The following is a 17,237-nucleotide window of genomic DNA, read 5'->3' as shown; positions in this document are numbered from 1 at the left end:
TATGGGTTCAAGCTGGGAATGGATCCACGTGCGTCATCACGGTCCGTGCGGGGCGAGGGAGAGAAGCGATGCGGGTTGGAGTGCTGACCGGTGGCGGCGACTGTCCCGGTCTCAACGCGGTGATCCGCGGTGTCGTACGCAAAGGGGTGCAGGAGTACGCCTGGGAGTTCGTCGGCATCGTGGACGGGTGGGCCGGTGCGGTCAAGGACATGACCGTGCCGCTGGACGTTCCGGCCGTCCGCGGCATCCTGCCGCTCGGCGGCACGATCCTCGGTTCCTCCCGCACCAACCCCCTCCGGCTCGAAGAGGGCGCCGACCGAATCAAGAACACTCTCCGCGCGCACGGGGTCGAGGCCCTCGTGGTCATCGGTGGCGAAGACACGCTCGGTGTCGCGACCGCGCTGTCCGAGGCCGGGGTGCATCTGGTCGGCGTGCCCAAAACGATCGACAACGACGTGGGCGGCACGGACTACACCTTCGGCTTCAACACCGCTGTCGGCATCGCCACCGAGGCCATCGACCGTCTGCACACCACCGCGGAGTCGCACAAGCGCACGCTCGTCGTCGAGGTGATGGGACGCCACTCGGGATGGATCGCTCTGCACGCGGGCGTCGCGGGAGGCGCGAACGCCATCCTCATCCCGGAAATCCCGTTCGACCTCGACCAGGTGTGTGCCTGGGTGGAGAAGCGTTTCGAGATCAACTACGCGCCGATCGTCGTCGTGGCGGAGGGAGCGGTTCCCAAGGCCGGACAGATGGTGGTCAGGGACGAGTCGCGCGACGAGTTCGGACACGTGCGCCTGTCCGGGATCGGCGACTGGCTGGCCCGGGAGATCGAGAAACGCACCGAGAAGGAGTCGCGCACGACGGTTCTGGGACATGTCCAGCGTGGTGGCACACCGTCCGCGTACGACCGCTGGCTCGCCACGCGCTTCGGCCTGCACGCGGTGGACACGGTCCGGGACGGCGACTTCGGCACGATGGTGGCCCTGCGCGGCACGGACATCGTACGAGTCCCGCTCACGGACGCGGCCAGGCGCGTGAAGCGGGTCCCGCCGGACCTGTACGCGGAGTTCGACGTGTTCTTCGGGACCTGACGCCAGGTCACAGGTGGGGTACCACGGCCACCGGGCAGCGGGCGTGGTGCAGGACGGCGTGGGCCACCGGTCCCAGCCGGCGCTCGGCCGCCCGCGGGCCCGAAAGCCGCCCCAGGACGAGCAGGCCGGCTCGCTGAGAGGCCTGCGCCAGCGCATGGGCCGGGTGCAGGAGCACCACGTCGGGCAACACGGAGACCCCCGGATACCTGTCCTCGAAGCCACGGAGCACATCGGACAGCCGTTGGACTTCCTCGTCCTCCCACGCCGCCCGGTCCTCTTCGGGCACCGCCGGCGCAGCCGACAGCGGAACACCCGGAAGAGTCCACGCGTGCACCACACGCAGCCGGGCGCCACGGAGCCGGGCGGAGCTGAACGCGAAGTCCAGAAGCGACTCCTCCACGCGCCCGGCATCGACGCCCACGGCCACCTCCGCCTCATGGTGTACGGCGGACGGGCTCCCGGGCACGACCACGACGGGGCAGGGGGCGGCACTCGCCACCGCCAGCGCCGTCGAGCCCACCGCAAGGCCGTCGAACCCGCCTTCTCCTCGCGCTCCGACGACAAGGAGCCCGGCCGTCGGGGAGGCGGAGAGCAAGGCGGCCGCGGCGGAGTCGGCGACCTGCACGTCGCTCGTCGTCACCTGGGGATGCCGCGCGGCAAGATCGGCTTCAGCGCGCCGGAGCGCGTCCTCGCCCCGCTGCCGCCAGGAGAGGACAACCGGCAGTTCGGCAGAGTCGGATTCAGGGACAGGGGCCGCGGCGGCGTGCACGAGACGCAACGGAAGTCCTCGGAGGCCCGCCTCCTCGGCGGCCCACTCGCCCGCGGCGAGACTCTCCCGGGACCCGTCGATCCCGACCACGACAGAGCGGGTCATTCCGCACCCCTTCCCGGCACCACCTCGTGTGTGCGGCAGCCGAAGGAGCCCCGTTCCTGCTTCTGCGTTCGACGGCCGTCCGGCTCATGGCGAGGAGACCCCTTACGGGCCGGCCCTGACGACCATTGTGGCCGGGGATCCCCGGCCACACCACCGGAGAAGTCGCGCCGTCCCTGGGGCAATGCGGCCGGCAGGCACTCGGCGCGCAGGGCGTCGTGGGCGCGGCACCGACCACCGCTCGTCCGCCGCCGCTTCCAGTCCCCGGCAGCGGAAGCGCTGCCCATGGTGCGAGCCGCCCCCGACCCGGGGCAGCACGGTTTCCGGCAGAGCACGGGCCGGCCTCCAGGGCGGCGGCCCGTATCGCCGTCGAACTTCCCGCGTCCGTGCACCGTGTCCGAGCCGCAGCGGAACGTCGACGTCCGGGCGAAGGCGGTGTCAAGGCGGCATCAAGAACGTGCAAGGATTGCCGGGAGCGGGCAATGTATTGTCACCCGATCGCATGGCAATATGCACGCGAGGGGGGTCGTCGAGCGAAAGCGGGGCCCGAATGAGCTGGTTTGTGGGTCTCGGTATCGCGGGGCTGGTCCTGCTGGTGCTCTCGCTGATCTTCGACGGGATCCTGGAAGGCCTCTTCGGCGGGGTGCTGGACGGGCTGTTCGACGGGCTGCTGTCGCTGCCGGTCATCGCCGGATTCGTGTCCATGCTCGGCTTCGGCGGGGCGATCGCACTCGGCACCACGGGGCTGGGGGTCACGGGGGCAACGGCGATCGGCGTGGCGGCGGGCGTCGCCGCGGGCTGGTTGACGTGGAAACTCAGCAGCGCCCTGATGCGGGATCAGGGCGCTGCCGCTCCACGGGGCGGCGATCTCGTCGGCAGCTCCGGTTCCGTGGTGACCGCCATTCCGGCCGAGGGGTACGGCGAGGTGCTGGTGCATCTCGCCGGACAGCCGCTGAAGCTGGCCGCGAAGTGTTCGGTGCCCGTGGCGCGGGGTGCCGAGGTCTGGGTGGAGTCGGCGCTGTCCGCGACCTCGGTCGCGGTCCGGCCGGTCGAGCACTGACCGGCCGGTGTGGCGCGCCACACCACGACGTCCACACGCCCGCTGCTTCATCTTCCTTCCGCGTCCGTTTCCGATCCGTTCCAATTCGCCGTCCCCCGGGGAGGGCTGAGGGGATTTCACACATATGAGTCCTGTACTGATCGCCGTGATCGGAGTCGTCGTACTCCTGGTCCTGCTGGCCCTCGTGGTCGTCACCCGCTACAAGGTCGCGGGTCCCAGCGAGGCGTTCATCGTCACCGGACGGCGCGGCAAGAAGTCCACCGACCCCGAGACCGGCCGCGTCTCCACCGACAACAGCGGCCAGAAGGTCGTGGTCGGCGGCGGTGTCTTCGTCGTGCCCTTCGTCCAGCAGAAGTTCACCCTCGACCTGTCCAGCCGGCACATTCCGATAGCCGTCCGGGGCGCGGTCACGCTGCGCGGGGTGAAGGCCAACCTGGAAGGCGTCGCCATCGTCAAGGTCGGCGGCACCGAGGACTCGATCCGCGCCGCGGCCCAGCGCTTCCTCCAACAGCAGGACGGCATCGTCGGGTTCACTCAGGAGGTGCTGTCCGGCGCGCTGCGCTCCATCGTCGGGCGGATGTCCGTCGAGGACATCATCCGGGACCGGGCCGCCTTCGCCGGACAGGTCGCGGAGGAGGCCGAGGCCAGCCTGTCCGGGCAGGGGCTGGTGCTGGACGCCTTCCAGATCCAGGACATCACCACCGAGGGCTCCTACCTGGAGGACCTCGGCCGGCCCGAGGCGGCCCGCGCCAAGCAGGAGGCCGACATCGCCGAGGCCGTCGCCCGACGCGCTTCCGAGCAGGCCCGCCTCAAGGCGGAGGAAGAGATCGCGATCGCCCAGCGCACCTACGCCCTGAAGCAGGCCGAGATCAAGGCCGAGACGGACGAGGCCGCCGCCCGCGCCAACGCCGCCGGCCCGCTCGCCGAGGCCGCCCGGCAGCAGGAGGTGCTGCAGGAGCAGGAGAAGGTCGCCGCCCGGCAGGCCGCCCTGACCGACCGCGAACTGGACACCCAGGTCCGCAAGCCCGCCGACGCCGCCCGTTACCGGGCCGAGCAGGAGGCGGAGGCCCACCGCATCGCCCTGGTCAAGGAGGCCGAAGCGGCCGCCGAGCGGGCACGGCTCACCGGTGAGGGCGAGAAGGCCCACCGTGCGGCGCTCGCCGAGGCCGTTCGCATCGAGGGCGAATCCGAAGCGGCCGCGATCGCCGCCAAGGGCGCGGCGGAGGCCGACGCCATGCACAAGAAGGCCGACGCCTTCGAGCGGTACGGCGACGCGGCGGTGCTCCAGATGCTGGTCGAGGTGCTGCCGCAGGTCGTCGGCAAGGCGGCCGAGCCGCTGTCCGCCGTGGACAAGCTGACCGTCATCTCCACGGACGGCGCGGGCCAACTCCCGCGCACGGTCGCCGACAACGTCGCCCAGGGCATGGAACTCCTCAGTTCCACCACCGGCGTCGACCTCGCCCAGCTCCTCCAGAACATCACCGGACGCGGCACGACCAAGCTCCCGGAGCAGGCCGAGTCCTCGGTTCCGGCCTCGGCCGAACCGTCCCACATCAAGGTCGACACCACCGAGTAGAACCTGGAACGGGGTGACACACCGACACCCCTGACCACGGAGCCCGGACGCCCGAACAGCGCCCGGGCTCCACTGTTTCCGGGGCCGCCTGCAACGCCTGCTGACCCCGCACACCCGAACCCGGGCCTTCGGTGAGGCGGCCGGCACCACGCCGCCAAGGGAGGGGCCGTGCCACGGGTCCTGAGCACTGTGGCCTCGGGCGGATCGGTCAGCTCCGGTCCCGCCCGAGATCCACGACGAACCCGGCCCATGTGCTGCGCGTGAACGCGAGGTGGGGGCCGCCGCGTTCCTTGGAGTCCCGTACGTGCATGGCGGTCGCGTCGGCGGCTACCTCGACGCACGCACCTCCTTCGCCGCTGCTGCAGCTGCTCTTGAACCAGTCCAGCCGTGCGGGCTGTTCGACGTTCATCGGTCCTCCAGCATCCTCTCGATCAGGGTCGGTGACTCCTCTGGCGTGAGTGCCTGCGCCCTGATGCTGCCGTAGCCACGGCAAGGACACGTACCTCGTCCTGATCCGTGATCAGGCGGCTGATGTGCTGCACTTCCAGGTACACCACCTGGGGCTTTCCCTTCGGGGCGAGCAGGATGAACGGCCCGCCCAGGCTGGGGTGCTCCTTGCGTTCCATCGGCAGTACCTGAAACTCCCCACTGCGTAGCCTGCCGAACCTGAGCAGCGCTTCAAGTTGTTCCCGATGAAGGTCCCACCCGCCGAGCGGACGACGCACCACGGATTCCTCGATGGTGAAGGTCGTGAACGGCGGAGGCCAGCGGTTGAAGAGGTCATGCGCGGGGCGTGTTGGAGGCCCTGTCAGGCGGTGTCCTCGATCTGGAGGGGGCGGGGGTGAGGTCGGGTTCGTTGCTGCGTTGGAAGTAGGTGGGGAGTGGAAGGTGAGCGTCGTGCGTGTCGCGGCGAGGGCGGCGAAGGACTCGGTGTGCGGTTCGGCGCGGAGCACCTGGCGCCTTGTGTCGCCCAGGCGCAGGAGGCGGGACTCCAGTGCGGTGCTGGGCACGGCTTTCACGCCGTGTGGTCGGCGTCGTCCTGCCGTCGGAGAAGGTGGTGGGCAGTCCAAGGGCGCCCATCGAGCTCCGCGGGAGGCCTCGACGGCTCAGAAGTGGCGCCATTCCTTGCCTGCGGTGATAAGGAGGGTCGGCCAGGTGGCGGGGCTTGGGCGCAGAGCTGCGGCGGTGTGCCGCCCGAGGACCGGGTAGGCAGGTCGGGCTCCGTGCGGGGATCGGTACGGGTGGCGAGGTCGGTCGGTACCGCGCCGGGGCGTCAGTAGCCCGCGCCGATGCGGCGCCAGCGGCGGCCGCTGGTGCCCGGCTCGGTGGGGTGGGCGGGGACGCGGCCGCGGTAGAGGACGTAGGGCCGCCACAGGTACCACAGGGGGTAGCTCCAGGCGTGCACCAGCCGGGTGAAGGGCCAGACGGCGAGGATGGCCCAGGCGGCGGTGGCGTGGATCCGGTAGATCAGCGGTGCGTGGGAGATGGCCTGGACGTCGGGACTGCCGGCGAACAGGCCGCGGAACCACAGTGCCACGCTCCGGCGGTAGTCGTATCCGCTGCCGAACAGGTTGATCCCCATGGTCGGGATGATGCCCAGCACGATCACGACGGCGAGCAGGATCAGGGCGAGCCAGTCGACGGCGCTGGTGGTGGCGCGGACCCGGGGCACCACGGTGCGGCGGAAGGAGAGCACCGTCACACCGGCGATGACGGCCAGTGCGGCGACGGTGCCGCCGATGGAGGAGAACCAGCGGTAGGCGTCTTCCGGGATGCCGAGCCACCGGGTGAACGATGCGGGGACGAGGATGCCCAGGACGTGTCCGGCGATGGCGGCGAAGGTGCCGTAGTGGAACAGCGGTCCGCCCCACTTCAGGAGTCTGCGCTCCTGGAGCTGGGTGGAGCGGCTGGTCCAGCCGAACTGGTCGTAGCGCCAGCGCCAGATGTGGCCGACGACGAAGGTGACGAGGGCGAGGTAGGGCAGGATGACCCACCACCACAGGTCCCAGGAGCTCATCGGCCGTCTCCGATCGTGGCTGCGGTTCCGGTTCCGGTCAGGAACTCGGGCGGGGCGAAGGGCTCGAGGCCGATGGGCTCGAGGCCGACGTGTTCCTCGGGTGGTCCCTCGGCGGTCAGGCGGCGCAGCGTCTCGCGTTGTTGTCGGTCGGGGCTCGGCAGGCGGTCGCAGAGGACGTCCAGGAGGGGCGCGTGGGGGTCGGTGTGCTCGTGCAGGGCCTGCCGGAGCATCTCCAGTCCGGCCCGGCACCGCAGGAGGATCCGGTGGCCGGGTTCGGGGGCGAGGGCGGCGAACTCCAGGATCAGCGGCAGGTGGTCGGGCAGTTCGCTCTCGGGAGGTTCGTGACCGGCCTGGCGGTAGGTGTGCTTGAGGGCGAGCAGGGCCATGCCGCGGGCGCGGGTGTCGCCGTGGCGGTAGTAGGTCAGGTACAGGCAGCGGCGGCGGGTGTGGTCGAAGGTCGCGACGTGGGCCTGCGCGGCCTCGGTGGGGGTGAGGGTCCGCAGCCGGTCGGTGAACGCGGTCAGGCGGAGCCGGTCGGCCGGGTTGCCGATCGCGGGAATCGCGGCCGTGACGTCGTCGAGCAGGGACAGTGTCCGCGGGTCGGGGTAGCGCAGCAGGACCGAGGTGATCCGGTGCAGCAGCGGTGTGTCGGCGCGGTGGTGGGTGCGGCGGAGGTTCCTCACCGGTCCCCTCCCTGACCGGACTCGCCGAACAGGCCGGGGGCCGGAGCGGTGCCGTTCCAGCCGAGGAGGTTGAAGCGGACCCGGCCGTCGCTGTCGCGGAACCGACTGCCGCCGTCCGGCGCCGACAGCCCCGGAAGCGAGGGCACGCCGGACAGTGTGTCCTGGGTGTGCGCTCCGCTGTCCGCGGTGCCGCCCGGGTAGTCCAGGGAGCAGTGCTGGGCCATCAGCGCGCCGGACCCCTCGGCGTGCACCTTCGGGATGACGTAGCGGTCGTCGTACTTGGCGATGGCCAGCAGCCGGTAGAGGTCCTCGAGGTCCCGCGCGCTCATACCGACAGAGTCCAGCAACCGCTCGTCGACCGGGTCGCCCAGCTGCACCCCGCGCATGTGCGCACGCATCGCGGTCAGCTTGCGCAGCACGCCCTCGACGACCGCGGTGTCGCCCGCGGCGAGCAGGTTCGCCAGGTACGCCATCGGGATGCGCAGCGACTCGATGGCGGCGAACACCCGGTCGGGATCGGCCTCGTCGTAGCCGGTGGCGTGCACGATGTCCGTCACGGGCGACAGCGGCGGGACGTACCAGACCATCGGCATCGTCCGGTACTCCGGATGCAGCGGCAGCGCCACCCGGTACCGCTTGATCAGCGCGTGGACCGGGGAGCGCCGGGCGGCCTGGATCCAGTCGTGCGTGATGCCGTCGCGTTCGGCCGCGGCCAGGACGTCGGGGTCGTGCGGATCGAGGAAGACCGACAGCTGCGCCTCGTACAGCTCCTTGTCGTCCTTGACCGAGGCGGCCTTCAGGACGGCGTCGGCGTCGTACAGCATCACGCCGAGGTGGCGCAGCCGGCCCACGCAGGTCTCCGAGCAGATGGTGGGCTGGCCGGCCTCGATCCGCGGGTAGCAGAAGGTGCACTTCTCGGCCTTGCCGGTGCGGTGGTTGAAGTAGACCTTCTTGTAGGGGCAGCCCGAGACGCAGAACCGCCAGCCGCGGCAGCGGTCCTGGTCGACCAGGACGATCCCGTCCTCCTCCCGCTTGTACATCGCCCCGGACGGGCAGGAGGCCACGCACGACGGGTTCAGGCAGTGCTCGCAGATCCGCGGCAGGTAGAACATGAACACCCGCTCGAACTCCATCCGCACCTGCTCGGACAGGCCCTCCAGGTTCGGGTCGGCGGCGGCGTACGCGGCCGCTCCGGCCAGGTCGTCGTCCCAGTTCGGGCCGTGCACCGGGCGCATGTCACGGCCGGTGAGCTGCGACTTGGGGCGCGCGCTGGGGAAGGAGTCGGACAGCGGAGCCGTGGTGAGCCTCTCGTAGTCGTAGGTCCACGGCTCGTAGAAGTCGTCGAGCGGGGGCAGTTCGGGGTTGTAGAAGATGGTCGCCAGCTTGCGCAGCCGGCCGCCGGCCTTCAGCCGCAGCCTGCCGCGGCGGTTCAGCTCCCAGCCGCCCTTCCACTGCTTCTGGTCCTCGTAGCGGCGCGGGTAGCCCACGCCGGGCTTGGTCTCGACGTTGTTGAACCACATGTACTCGGCCCCCGGCCGGTTGGTCCAGGTCTGTTTGCAGGTGACCGAGCAGGTGTGGCAGCCGATGCACTTGTCGAGGTTCATCACCATCGCCACCTGGGCCATGCAGCGTCCGACAGTGGCTTTGCCCCGGGGTTTTGCGGTGGCTCCGTCACGGGTCATCAGAACCGCACCTCCTGGCTGCGCCGCCGGATGACGGTGATCTCGTCGCGCTGGTTGCCGGTGGGACCGATGTAGTTGAACCCGTAGGAGAACTGGGCGTAACCGCCGATCAGGTGGGTCGGTTTGATCAGCAGCCTGGTGAGGGAGTTGTCGCCGCCGCCGTGCAGGCCGGAGGTCTCCGTCCTCGGCACGTTCAGGTGCCGGTCCATGGTGTGGTACATGAACACGGTGCCCTCGGGCATCCGGTGGGTGACCACCGCCCGGCAGGCCACCACACCGTTGCGGTTGTACGCCTCGATCCAGTCGTTGTCCGCCACGCCGATCCGCTCCGCGTCCAGCGGGCTCATCCAGATCACCGGGCCGCCGCGGAACAGCGTGAGCATGTGCAGGTTCTCCTGGTACTCGGAGTGGATGGACCACTTCGAGTGCGGCGTCAGGTAGCGCACCACCAGCTGCGGGGTGCCGTCGGCGGCGCGGGTCGGGTCGCCGAAGTGCGCGACCGTGTTCAGCGGCGGCCGGTAGACGGGCAGCTGTTCGCCGAACTCGGCCATCCAGTCGTGGTCGAGGAAGAAGTGCTGCCGCCCGGTGAGGGTGTGCCAGGGTTTGCGGCGCTCGACGTTGACGGTGAATGGCGAGTAGCGCCGTCCGCCGGACTCGGTGCCGGACCACTCCGCCGAGGTGATCACCGAGCGGGGCTGGATCCGGGTGTCGGCGAAGGTGATCCGGTCGCCGGAACGCTCCTCGGCCAGGTCGGCGAGGACCACCCCGGTCCTCTCCTCCAGCGCCCGCAAGGACTCCACCGCCAGGCGGCCGTTGGTGGTGCCGGACAGCGCCAGGATCGCCTCGCAGAACAGGTCGTCGCGGGCGATGGAGGGCCGCCCGTCGCCGGCCCCGCCGCGTACCGTGCCGTTGGCGTGCCGCAGCAGGTCGATCTCCCGGTCCGGCTTCCACGTGACGCCCTTGGTGGAGGTGCCGAGCGTGTCCAGCAGGGGCCCGATCGCGGCCATCTTCTCGGCCACCGCCGCGTAGTCGCGCTCCACCACGATCAGTCTGGGCATGGTCTTTCCCGGCACCGGCTCGCACTCACCGGCCTTCCAGTCCCGCACCCGGCCGTGCGGCTGGGCCAGCTCGTCCGGCGTGTCGTGGGTCAGCGGCGCCGCGATCACGTCGCGGCGCACCCCCAGATGGACGGCCGCCAGCCTCGAGAACTCGGCGGCGACGGTGTGGAAGACGTCGAAGTCGGTACGGGTCTGCCAGGGCGGTGCGATCGCCGGGCTGAAGGCGTGCACGAACGGGTGCATGTCGGTGGACGACAGGTCGTACTTCTCGTACCAGGTGGCGGCGGGCAGCACCACGTCGGAGAACAGGCAGGTACTGGTCATCCGGAAGTCCACGGCCACCGACAGATCGAGCTTGCCGACCGGCGCCCGCTCGCGCCACACCACCTCCCGGGGACGCAGGCCCGGCGGGGTCTCGGTGGCGGTGACCGCGTCGTCCGTCCCGAGCAGGTGCCGCAGCATGTACTCGTGGCCCTTCATGGAGGACGCGAACAGGTTGGCACGCCAGATGGTCAGCACCCGGGGGAAGTTCGCCGGGTCGTCCGGGTCCTCGGCGGCGAACCGCAGCCGCCCCGCCCCGAGTTCGTCGACGATGTGCTCCGGCACCTGTTTGCCGGCCCGCTCGGCCTCGTCGCACAGGTCCAGCGGGTTGCGGTCGAACGCGGGGTGCGAGGGCATCCAGCCCAGCCGGGCGGCCAGCGCGTTGCAGTCCGGCAGGGTCCGCCCGGCCAGCCGGCCCGCGCCGAGCGGGCTCGCCAGGGCGTCCGCCGCGAACGCCTCGTAGCGCCACTGGTCCGTGGCCAGCCAGAACAGCGGCGTGCCCACCATGTGCCGGGTCGGGCGCTGCCAGTCCAGGCCGAACGCGAGATGGAACCAGCCGGTCAGCGGCCGCACCTTCTCCTGGCCGACGTAGTGCGCCCAGCCTCCGCCGTTCACGCCCTGGCTGCCGGTGAGCATCAGCAGCGACAGGAACGCGCGGTAGATCTGGTCGGAGTGGAACCAGTGGTTCGTCCCCGCCCCCATCGCGATCATCGAACGGCCCCGGGTCCGCTCCGCGTTCCGGGCGAACTCCCGGGCCACCCGGGCGGCGGCCCGCGCCGGCACCGAGGTGATCGCCTCCTGCCAGGCCGGCGTGTACGGGCTGTCCGCGTCGTCGTACCCCGACGGCCACGCGCCGGGCAGCCCCTCGCGGGCCACCCCGTACTGGGCCAGCACCAGATCGAACACCGTGGTCACCAGGTGCCCGCCGATCCGCAGCGCGGGCACTCCGCGCCGCACCACCGAGCCGGACTCGCCGGGCCCGGTGTCGAACCTCGGCAGGTCCACCGCCACCGGCCGGCGGCCCACCCGCCCGTCCAGGGACAGCAGTGGATCGATGCCGTCCAGCTCCAGGTTCCACCGGCCGGTCCCGGACGGCGTCCACCGAAAGCCCAGCGACCCGTCCGGGACCACCGGATCGCCGGTCAGGGCGTTCAGCAGCACCGTCTTGAACTCGCCCGCCTCCCCGGACCATCCGGGCAGGTCGGCGGCGGTGAGGAACTTCTCCGGTACGTACCCGCCGCTCTCACGCTTCCTGAGCCGCACCAGGAACGGCAGGTCGGTGTAGCTCTTGGCGTACTCGGTGAAGCAGGGCACCTGCCGGTCGCGGTAGAACTCCGTGAGGATCACGTGCCCCATGGCCATCGCCAGCGCGCCGTCGGTTCCGGGCGCCGCCGCGAGCCAGTCGTCGGCGAACTTGGTGTGGTCCCCGTAGTCCGGCGAGACCACCACGACCTTCTGCCCCCGGTAGCGGGCCTCGGTCATGAAGTGCGCGTCCGGCGTGCGGGTGATCGGCAGGTTGGTGCCCCACACGATCAGATAGCCGGCGTTCCACCAGTCGCCGGACTCCGGCACGTCCGTCTGGTCGCCGAACACCTGCGGAGAGGCCATCGGCAGGTCGGCGTACCAGTCGTAGAACGAGGAGATCGTCCCGCCGATCATCGACAGGAACCGCGTCCCGGCCGCGTACGAGGTCATCGACATCGCCGGGATCGGCGAGAAGCCGACGATACGGTCCGGGCCGTAGCGCTTCACCGTGTGCACGTACGCCGCCGCGACCAGCTCGGTGACCTCCTGCCAGGTGCAGCGCACGAACCCGCCCTTGCCCCGCGCCCGCTTGTACACCGCCGAGCGCTCCGGATCCCCGGTCAGCCACGCCCACGCCTCCACCGGATCCGCCGTCCGTGCCCTCGCCTCGCGCCACAGATCCAGCAGCGGGCCGCGCACGTACGGGTAGCGGACCCGGGTGGGGGAGTAGGTGTACCAGGAGAACGACGCCCCGCGCGGGCAGCCGCGCGGCTCGTACTCCGGCGAGTCCGGGCCGACCGAGGGATAGTCGGTGGCCTGGGTCTCCCAGGTGATCAGACCGTCCTTGACGTACACCTTCCACGAGCACGATCCGGTGCAGTTCACCCCGTGCGTGGAGCGCACCTCCCGGTCGTGCCGCCACCGCTCCCGGTAGAACTCCTCCGCGCCGCGGCCTCCCTCCCGGTACAGCGCCCTGCGGTCCGGGGACTGCTCCCCGGGGAAGAAGAACTGCGCCGACCGCATCAGCCGCTCGGCAGCCCTACCCACTCGGTCGGTGCTCACGCCCTTCGCCTCCTGCCGTACGCCGCGGCCGTCATCCGTGCCCTCCGGCAGACGATGCGGCCGCGGACGGTCACGGCGACGCAGACCCGCCGGGCCATTCGAGTCACGCCACCGTGAGCCGGCCGGTGACGGCGCTTCCGCGCGACACCCGCCGTCCGGCCGGCGGGTACGGATCCGGTGCCGGCTCGCGCCGGCGGCGGCAGGACGCGCAGCCGGACGTCACGAAGGTTCGGTGGGGCCGGGCGGCGGCGTGGGCAGGTCGAGACCCTCCAGGCCGGTGACCGGGGTGCGCAGGCCCACGGCGAGCCGGTTCCAGCCGTTGATCGCCACGATGGCGAAGGTGAGCGCCGCGGTCTCCTCCGGGGTGAAGGCGGACTCGACGACGGCGTAGTCCTCGTCCGGAGCATCGGTGCGGGGCAGTTCGGTCAGTGCTTCGCACCAGATCAGCGCCGCACGCTCCCGCGTGGTGAACAGCTCTTCCGCCTCGCGCCAGGCCGCCACCACGTCCAGCCGTGTCTGGTGCTCGCCACGGCCCCGGGCGTCGCGGTGGTGCATGGCCAGGCAGTAGGCGCAGCCGTTGATCTGGGAGGCCCGGATGCGGACCAGTTCCAGCAGCTCCGGCTCCAGCCCGCTGCCGGCCACGGCCTGTTCCAGCCTCAGCATCGCCCCGACCCCGCTCGGGAACAGCTTCCGGTAGTCAGCACGCATGATCGGCCTCCTCCTCGCGGCGTTCGGCTGCCCGAGTACCTCGCACCCGGATGGCGCAGGCCCGCCTGCCGGGACACTCCCGTGCTGATACGACGGATCCTGCACGACGTGGACGAGAACCAGGAGACGAGCAGATGACCGAGTCCGTCTATCACCCGGCCACCCCCGAGATCGCCGCCCGCCGGGCGCAGCTCGCTCCGGCCGTCAACGAGGCGTTCGAGAACTTCAACCGTGCCGTGTTCGCCGAAGGAGCCCTGCCGGAGAAGACCAAGCAGCTGATCGCCGTGGCCGTCGCGCATGTCACGCAGTGCCCGTACTGCATCCAGGGGCACACCCGTCTCGCGCGGAGCAAAGGAGCCGGACCCGAAGAGATCATGGAGGCCATCTGGGTCGCCGCCGAGATGCGTGCCGGCGGCGCCTACGCCCACTCCACCCTGGCCCTGTACGCGATGGACGAGACATCGCCGCATCCGCACCACTGACGGTCCCGGGTTCAGGTGCCGGCGCGCTCGGTTCCGGTCAGCCACTCGGCCAGCACGGCTGCCTGGCTGTGGTCCACGTCCTTGGTGGCGGTCAGCAGCGTGAGCCGGTCATGGGCGGCAAGGTCCCGCAGGTGCCCGGCCGCCTCGCGGTGCTCCGCATCGCGCAGCTCGTCACGGTAGCGGCGGCGGAACTCGGCGAAACGAGCCGGATCGTGGCCGTACCAGCGGCGCAGTTCGCTGGACGGGGCGACATCGCGCAGCCACTCGTCCAGGTGCGCGTCCTCCTTGCGCATGCCCCGGGGCCAGACCCGGTCGACGAGAACCCGCTTGCCGTCCTGCGGCGAGGTCTCCTCGTAGACGCGGCGGCAGGTGATCTGTTCCACCATGACGGCACCCCCGCAGGTCAGGCCACACGACGCTGGTGGGCGCTGAGCCGGTGCACGTTCTGCACCGTGAGTTCGTCACGTTCCTGTGCCGGGGTGAGACGGATGCCGATGTGGTAGTCCTGAACCAGCATCCAGCCGAGGAAACCGGCGGCGGCGGTGCAGGCGACGCCGGCCGAGGTGAGCGCCAGGCCGAGGGTGGCCCCGGTGGCAGGGCCGTTCCAGTGGGTGACGTGCGTCCCCAGGCTGACGGCGAACAGCACGAGCGCGGTGACGTTGAGGCCGGCGTGGGCCAGGCCGACGGTTTTGGCGGCCGAGCCGCGCGGGATGCCGAAGGCCCAGTCGACGAGTCCCGGGAGTGCGGCGAGCAGCGCACTGCCGACGCCCACGACGTTCAGCGCGATCGCCAGGTTGAGCCAGAACTGGTGTCCGGTGGCCGCGTACACGGCGAAGCCCGCGAGGGTTCCCGCGTAGAAGGCGACCGGGAAGCCGATCAGCATGGGGTGGAGGGGGTGACCGGCGACCGTGGCTTTGCTGTACATGAAGCCTCCTGTGTGACCCCCGCGAGGACGCGTCAAGCGCCCTTTTTCAACGTCTCTCCGCCGGTGGGATCCGCAACAGCGCCGGGCACGGTTGCGGACGCCACGAGACGGGGTGCCGGGCGGCCTCCCTCATGCGTGCTTCAGGCGCCGGCTCAGTTCGTCGAGGTACTGGTCGCCGTAGGCGGCCACGACGTCGTCGAGGTCGATCAGTGGAGGAAGGTCCATGACCGGCTGCCGCTCGGTGAGGTAGAGGGCGGTCTCCTCGATCACCCGCTGTTCGTCGGCCTCTGCCGCGTCGAGCAGGACGACGACGGCCGGGCTCGCCTGGAACCGCGACTCGATCACACCACCGCTGTACCGGGCACGTACCAGGTAGTCGTGATCACCCATGGGCTCGATCTGAAATTGCTTGGGCATAACCGACGAGTACCCGCTGGTGCCGTTGAGTATCCGGCGATCGGGAAACGTGGGTGTGGGCCGGCGTCGGCCGTGCTCCGGGCTCTGCCCGGAAGCCTTGGCGGCCGACGCCGGCCCGGGGGTCAGAGGCGGCCGCCGGGGATCACCGTGAACGTCGCGGGACCGGCCGGCAGGTTCACCGTGTACTGGCGCAGGTAGGTGTCCAGGAACGGTGAGCGGGCGCCGGCGGTGGCGCTGTCACGGGCCGGATCGTCCAGGGCCAGCCTGATCTGCGCGCCCTTGACCGCGATCGTCTCGCCGGAGGGTGTGGCACGCCACGAGCCGGTCTGGATGGAGCCGATCTCCACGGCCAGGACGTGCCCGGCTGCCAGGGTCCAGTCGGTCGCCTTGAGGTCCACGGTCATCCGGCCCGAGCGCAGCAGGGAGACCTGCTCGTCGAACATGACGGCGGTACCGTCCGGAGCGACGTCGTACAGCTTGAGCATGACGTTGCCCTCTCCCTCGGCGGTCAGGGAGACCCGCGGGGTGCCGGTGACGCGCACGGCCTGCTCGACCGGCTTGGACCACACGAAGAAGCTCGACGTGACCTTGCCGGCCTTCTGGAGCTTCGCCAGCCCCTTGGCCAGGCCCTTCGGGGCGGCCGGGTCGATCGCGGGCGCGTGCTCCATGTCCCACTTTCCGGACGGCTGTGCGGTTGCCGGCGGTGTCGGCTCGCCGGACGCGGCCAGGGCCGCGCGGCCGGAGGCGCCGCCGTCGTCCACGTACGAGCCGCCGCCGAGCGGGAGGGTGACGGACCGCTTCACGACCGGCCACGTGTTCTGGGCGCGCCAGGCACCGGTGGAGTCCTCCACGGCGTAGGCCGGGTAGCGGACCGTCGGCCTGGTGCCCTTGAGGTACTGGTCGTAGAAGGAGAGGGTCTCGTCGTACCAGCCCTCGCGGCCCATGGACAGGCGCCCGTCGCCGGTGCGGTCGCCGCCGCGTACGTGCTCCCACTGGCCGAGCCATCCGCGCTCGGGGCCCGCGTGGTTGTCGAGGTACTCCTGCATCTCCTCGGGCTTGGTGTTGTTCTCGATGAAGCCCTGGGTGACGAACAGCGGAGTGCGGCTTCCCTCGGCCATCTTCGCCAGGTCACGGTCGGTCCAGTGCTTGTCCCACTGGTCGGCGATCCTGTACCCGGCCGCATTCCGCGTCAGGCACTCCGGGTGGGTCTGCTCCCACCGGGCATTGGCCTGGTAGCGCGCGTCGTCGTCCGCCATCGGGGCCATCGTGGCGATGGAGTTGTAGGCGTTGGCGGTACCGGTGACGTTCGGGCGGGGCACGCCGTTGGAGTAGATGTACTGGTACATGTCCCACACGGGCTCCTGGGCGACGACGGCCTTGAGCGCCTTCTGGCCCAGGTTGTTGCCGATCAGGCCCGTGACGGCGTCGTAGGACTTGCCGTACATGCCGACCGCGCCGGTGCTCCACGGCTGTTTCGCGGTCCAGTCGACCGCGGCCTTGACGTCGGCCTGCTCGCCGGGGCCGGCCCAGTCGAGGCAGCCGGTGGAGCCGCCGAAACCGCGCAGGTCCACCATGACGAAGGCGTAGCCGCGGGCGAACAGGTCGGTGCCCTCGATGAAGTCCTGGAAACGGGACGAGGGGCCGGTGTGCGTCCAGCCCTCGGGGCCGGTCTGCCCGGAGTGCCCGAAGTACGGGCCGATCGACAGGATGACGGGTACCTTCTGACCCTGGGTCAGTCCCTCGGGCAGCAGGACGTCGGCGTGCAGCTCCGTGCCGGAGCCGTCCGAGGACGGGAAGTAGTGCTGCGTCCAGACCGAGCCCTTGGGGACGCGGTCGTTCTCCTCGTGCGTGACGGGGTCGGTCGCGGTGGCGACCGACCCCGTCCGGGCCTGTGCCGTGGCGGCGGGCCCGGACGCCACGCCGGGCGCCGCGGTGGCGGGGCCGGCGAGCGCACCGGTCAACGCGAGGGTGGTGACGACCGCTGAGGCGGCCCAGGCGGCCGTGCGACGTCTTTTCACATGCTCCTCCCGGAA

The 17,237-nt window shown here is 70.9% G+C and carries 16 protein-coding genes; 4 read left to right on the top strand and 12 right to left on the bottom strand.

Annotated features, from left to right (window positions below):
* Positions 1 to 68 precede the first annotated feature (68 nt).
* The gene (locus tag ACX25U_RS04270; RefSeq protein WP_454389197.1) at positions 69 to 1,097 is read left to right on the top strand and encodes a 6-phosphofructokinase; all 1,029 of its coding nucleotides are present in this window, start codon (positions 69 to 71) and stop codon (positions 1,095 to 1,097) included.
* A gap of 7 nt (positions 1,098 to 1,104) precedes the next feature.
* Here ACX25U_RS04270 and ACX25U_RS04265 read toward each other — a convergent pair whose 3' ends face one another.
* Entirely contained in the window at positions 1,105 to 1,971 is an 867-nt protein-coding gene (locus ACX25U_RS04265; protein WP_454389195.1) for a universal stress protein, read from the bottom strand.
* A gap of 547 nt (positions 1,972 to 2,518) precedes the next feature.
* Between ACX25U_RS04265 and ACX25U_RS04260 the strand changes: the two genes are divergently transcribed.
* The gene (locus tag ACX25U_RS04260) at positions 2,519 to 3,028 is read left to right on the top strand and encodes a hypothetical protein (protein ID WP_454389193.1); all 510 of its coding nucleotides are present in this window, start codon (positions 2,519 to 2,521) and stop codon (positions 3,026 to 3,028) included.
* A 124-nt stretch (positions 3,029 to 3,152) separates the two neighbouring features.
* A complete protein-coding gene (locus ACX25U_RS04255) occupies positions 3,153 to 4,604 on the top strand; it encodes a flotillin family protein (RefSeq protein ID WP_454389192.1) in 1,452 nt (483 codons plus the stop codon).
* Between the two features lie 208 nt (positions 4,605 to 4,812).
* Here ACX25U_RS04255 and ACX25U_RS04250 read toward each other — a convergent pair whose 3' ends face one another.
* From ACX25U_RS04250 to ACX25U_RS04220, 7 genes are all read right to left on the bottom strand, one after another.
* A complete protein-coding gene (locus ACX25U_RS04250) occupies positions 4,813 to 5,013 on the bottom strand; it encodes a DUF397 domain-containing protein (protein ID WP_454389190.1) in 201 nt (66 codons plus the stop codon).
* A 22-nt stretch (positions 5,014 to 5,035) separates the two neighbouring features.
* Positions 5,036 to 5,329, bottom strand: coding sequence for a Scr1 family TA system antitoxin-like transcriptional regulator (locus ACX25U_RS04245; RefSeq protein WP_454389188.1), 294 nt, complete (start codon positions 5,327 to 5,329; stop codon positions 5,036 to 5,038).
* A gap of 548 nt (positions 5,330 to 5,877) precedes the next feature.
* Positions 5,878 to 6,621, bottom strand: coding sequence for a respiratory nitrate reductase subunit gamma (narI, locus tag ACX25U_RS04240; protein WP_454389186.1), 744 nt, complete (start codon positions 6,619 to 6,621; stop codon positions 5,878 to 5,880).
* Positions 6,618 to 7,304 (bottom strand): nitrate reductase molybdenum cofactor assembly chaperone, encoded by a 687-nt coding sequence (narJ, locus tag ACX25U_RS04235; RefSeq protein ID WP_454389184.1) that lies wholly within the window; start codon positions 7,302 to 7,304, stop codon positions 6,618 to 6,620. Before narJ ends, narI begins: the two co-directional genes overlap by 4 nt.
* The gene (gene narH, locus ACX25U_RS04230; RefSeq protein WP_458633802.1) at positions 7,301 to 8,929 is read right to left on the bottom strand and encodes a nitrate reductase subunit beta; all 1,629 of its coding nucleotides are present in this window, start codon (positions 8,927 to 8,929) and stop codon (positions 7,301 to 7,303) included. Before narH ends, narJ begins: the two co-directional genes overlap by 4 nt.
* A 56-nt stretch (positions 8,930 to 8,985) precedes the next feature.
* A complete protein-coding gene (locus ACX25U_RS04225) occupies positions 8,986 to 12,633 on the bottom strand; it encodes a nitrate reductase subunit alpha (protein WP_454394814.1) in 3,648 nt (1,215 codons plus the stop codon).
* A gap of 258 nt (positions 12,634 to 12,891) precedes the next feature.
* Positions 12,892 to 13,380 carry a carboxymuconolactone decarboxylase family protein gene (locus ACX25U_RS04220; protein WP_454389180.1) on the bottom strand — a complete coding sequence of 163 codons (489 nt, stop codon included), beginning with the start codon at positions 13,378 to 13,380 and terminating at the stop codon, positions 12,892 to 12,894.
* A 134-nt stretch (positions 13,381 to 13,514) separates the two neighbouring features.
* Between ACX25U_RS04220 and ACX25U_RS04215 the strand changes: the two genes are divergently transcribed.
* Positions 13,515 to 13,862 (top strand): carboxymuconolactone decarboxylase family protein, encoded by a 348-nt coding sequence (locus tag ACX25U_RS04215; RefSeq protein WP_454389178.1) that lies wholly within the window; start codon positions 13,515 to 13,517, stop codon positions 13,860 to 13,862.
* Positions 13,863 to 13,873: 11 nt separating this feature from the next.
* On the opposite strand, the gene ACX25U_RS04210 is transcribed toward ACX25U_RS04215, so the two are convergent.
* The 4 genes from ACX25U_RS04210 to ACX25U_RS04195 all read right to left on the bottom strand — a co-directional run bounded on the left by ACX25U_RS04210 (position 13,874) and on the right by ACX25U_RS04195 (position 17,222).
* A complete protein-coding gene (locus ACX25U_RS04210; RefSeq protein ID WP_454389177.1) occupies positions 13,874 to 14,248 on the bottom strand; it encodes a DUF488 domain-containing protein in 375 nt (124 codons plus the stop codon).
* Between the two features lie 17 nt (positions 14,249 to 14,265).
* Positions 14,266 to 14,787: a DUF2231 domain-containing protein gene (locus ACX25U_RS04205; protein WP_454389175.1), complete on the bottom strand. Its 522-nt coding sequence runs from the start codon at positions 14,785 to 14,787 to the stop codon at positions 14,266 to 14,268.
* A 129-nt stretch (positions 14,788 to 14,916) separates the two neighbouring features.
* Positions 14,917 to 15,204: a hypothetical protein gene (locus tag ACX25U_RS04200; protein WP_454389173.1), complete on the bottom strand. Its 288-nt coding sequence runs from the start codon at positions 15,202 to 15,204 to the stop codon at positions 14,917 to 14,919.
* Positions 15,205 to 15,326: 122 nt separating this feature from the next.
* Positions 15,327 to 17,222 (bottom strand): CocE/NonD family hydrolase, encoded by a 1,896-nt coding sequence (locus ACX25U_RS04195; protein ID WP_454389171.1) that lies wholly within the window; start codon positions 17,220 to 17,222, stop codon positions 15,327 to 15,329.
* Positions 17,223 to 17,237 lie beyond the last annotated feature (15 nt).

This window comes from Streptomyces sp. JNUCC 63 (genome assembly GCF_054366325.1).
The sequence above is the reverse complement of the archived record's forward strand: the minus strand, read 5'-3'. Positions and strand labels throughout refer to the sequence as shown.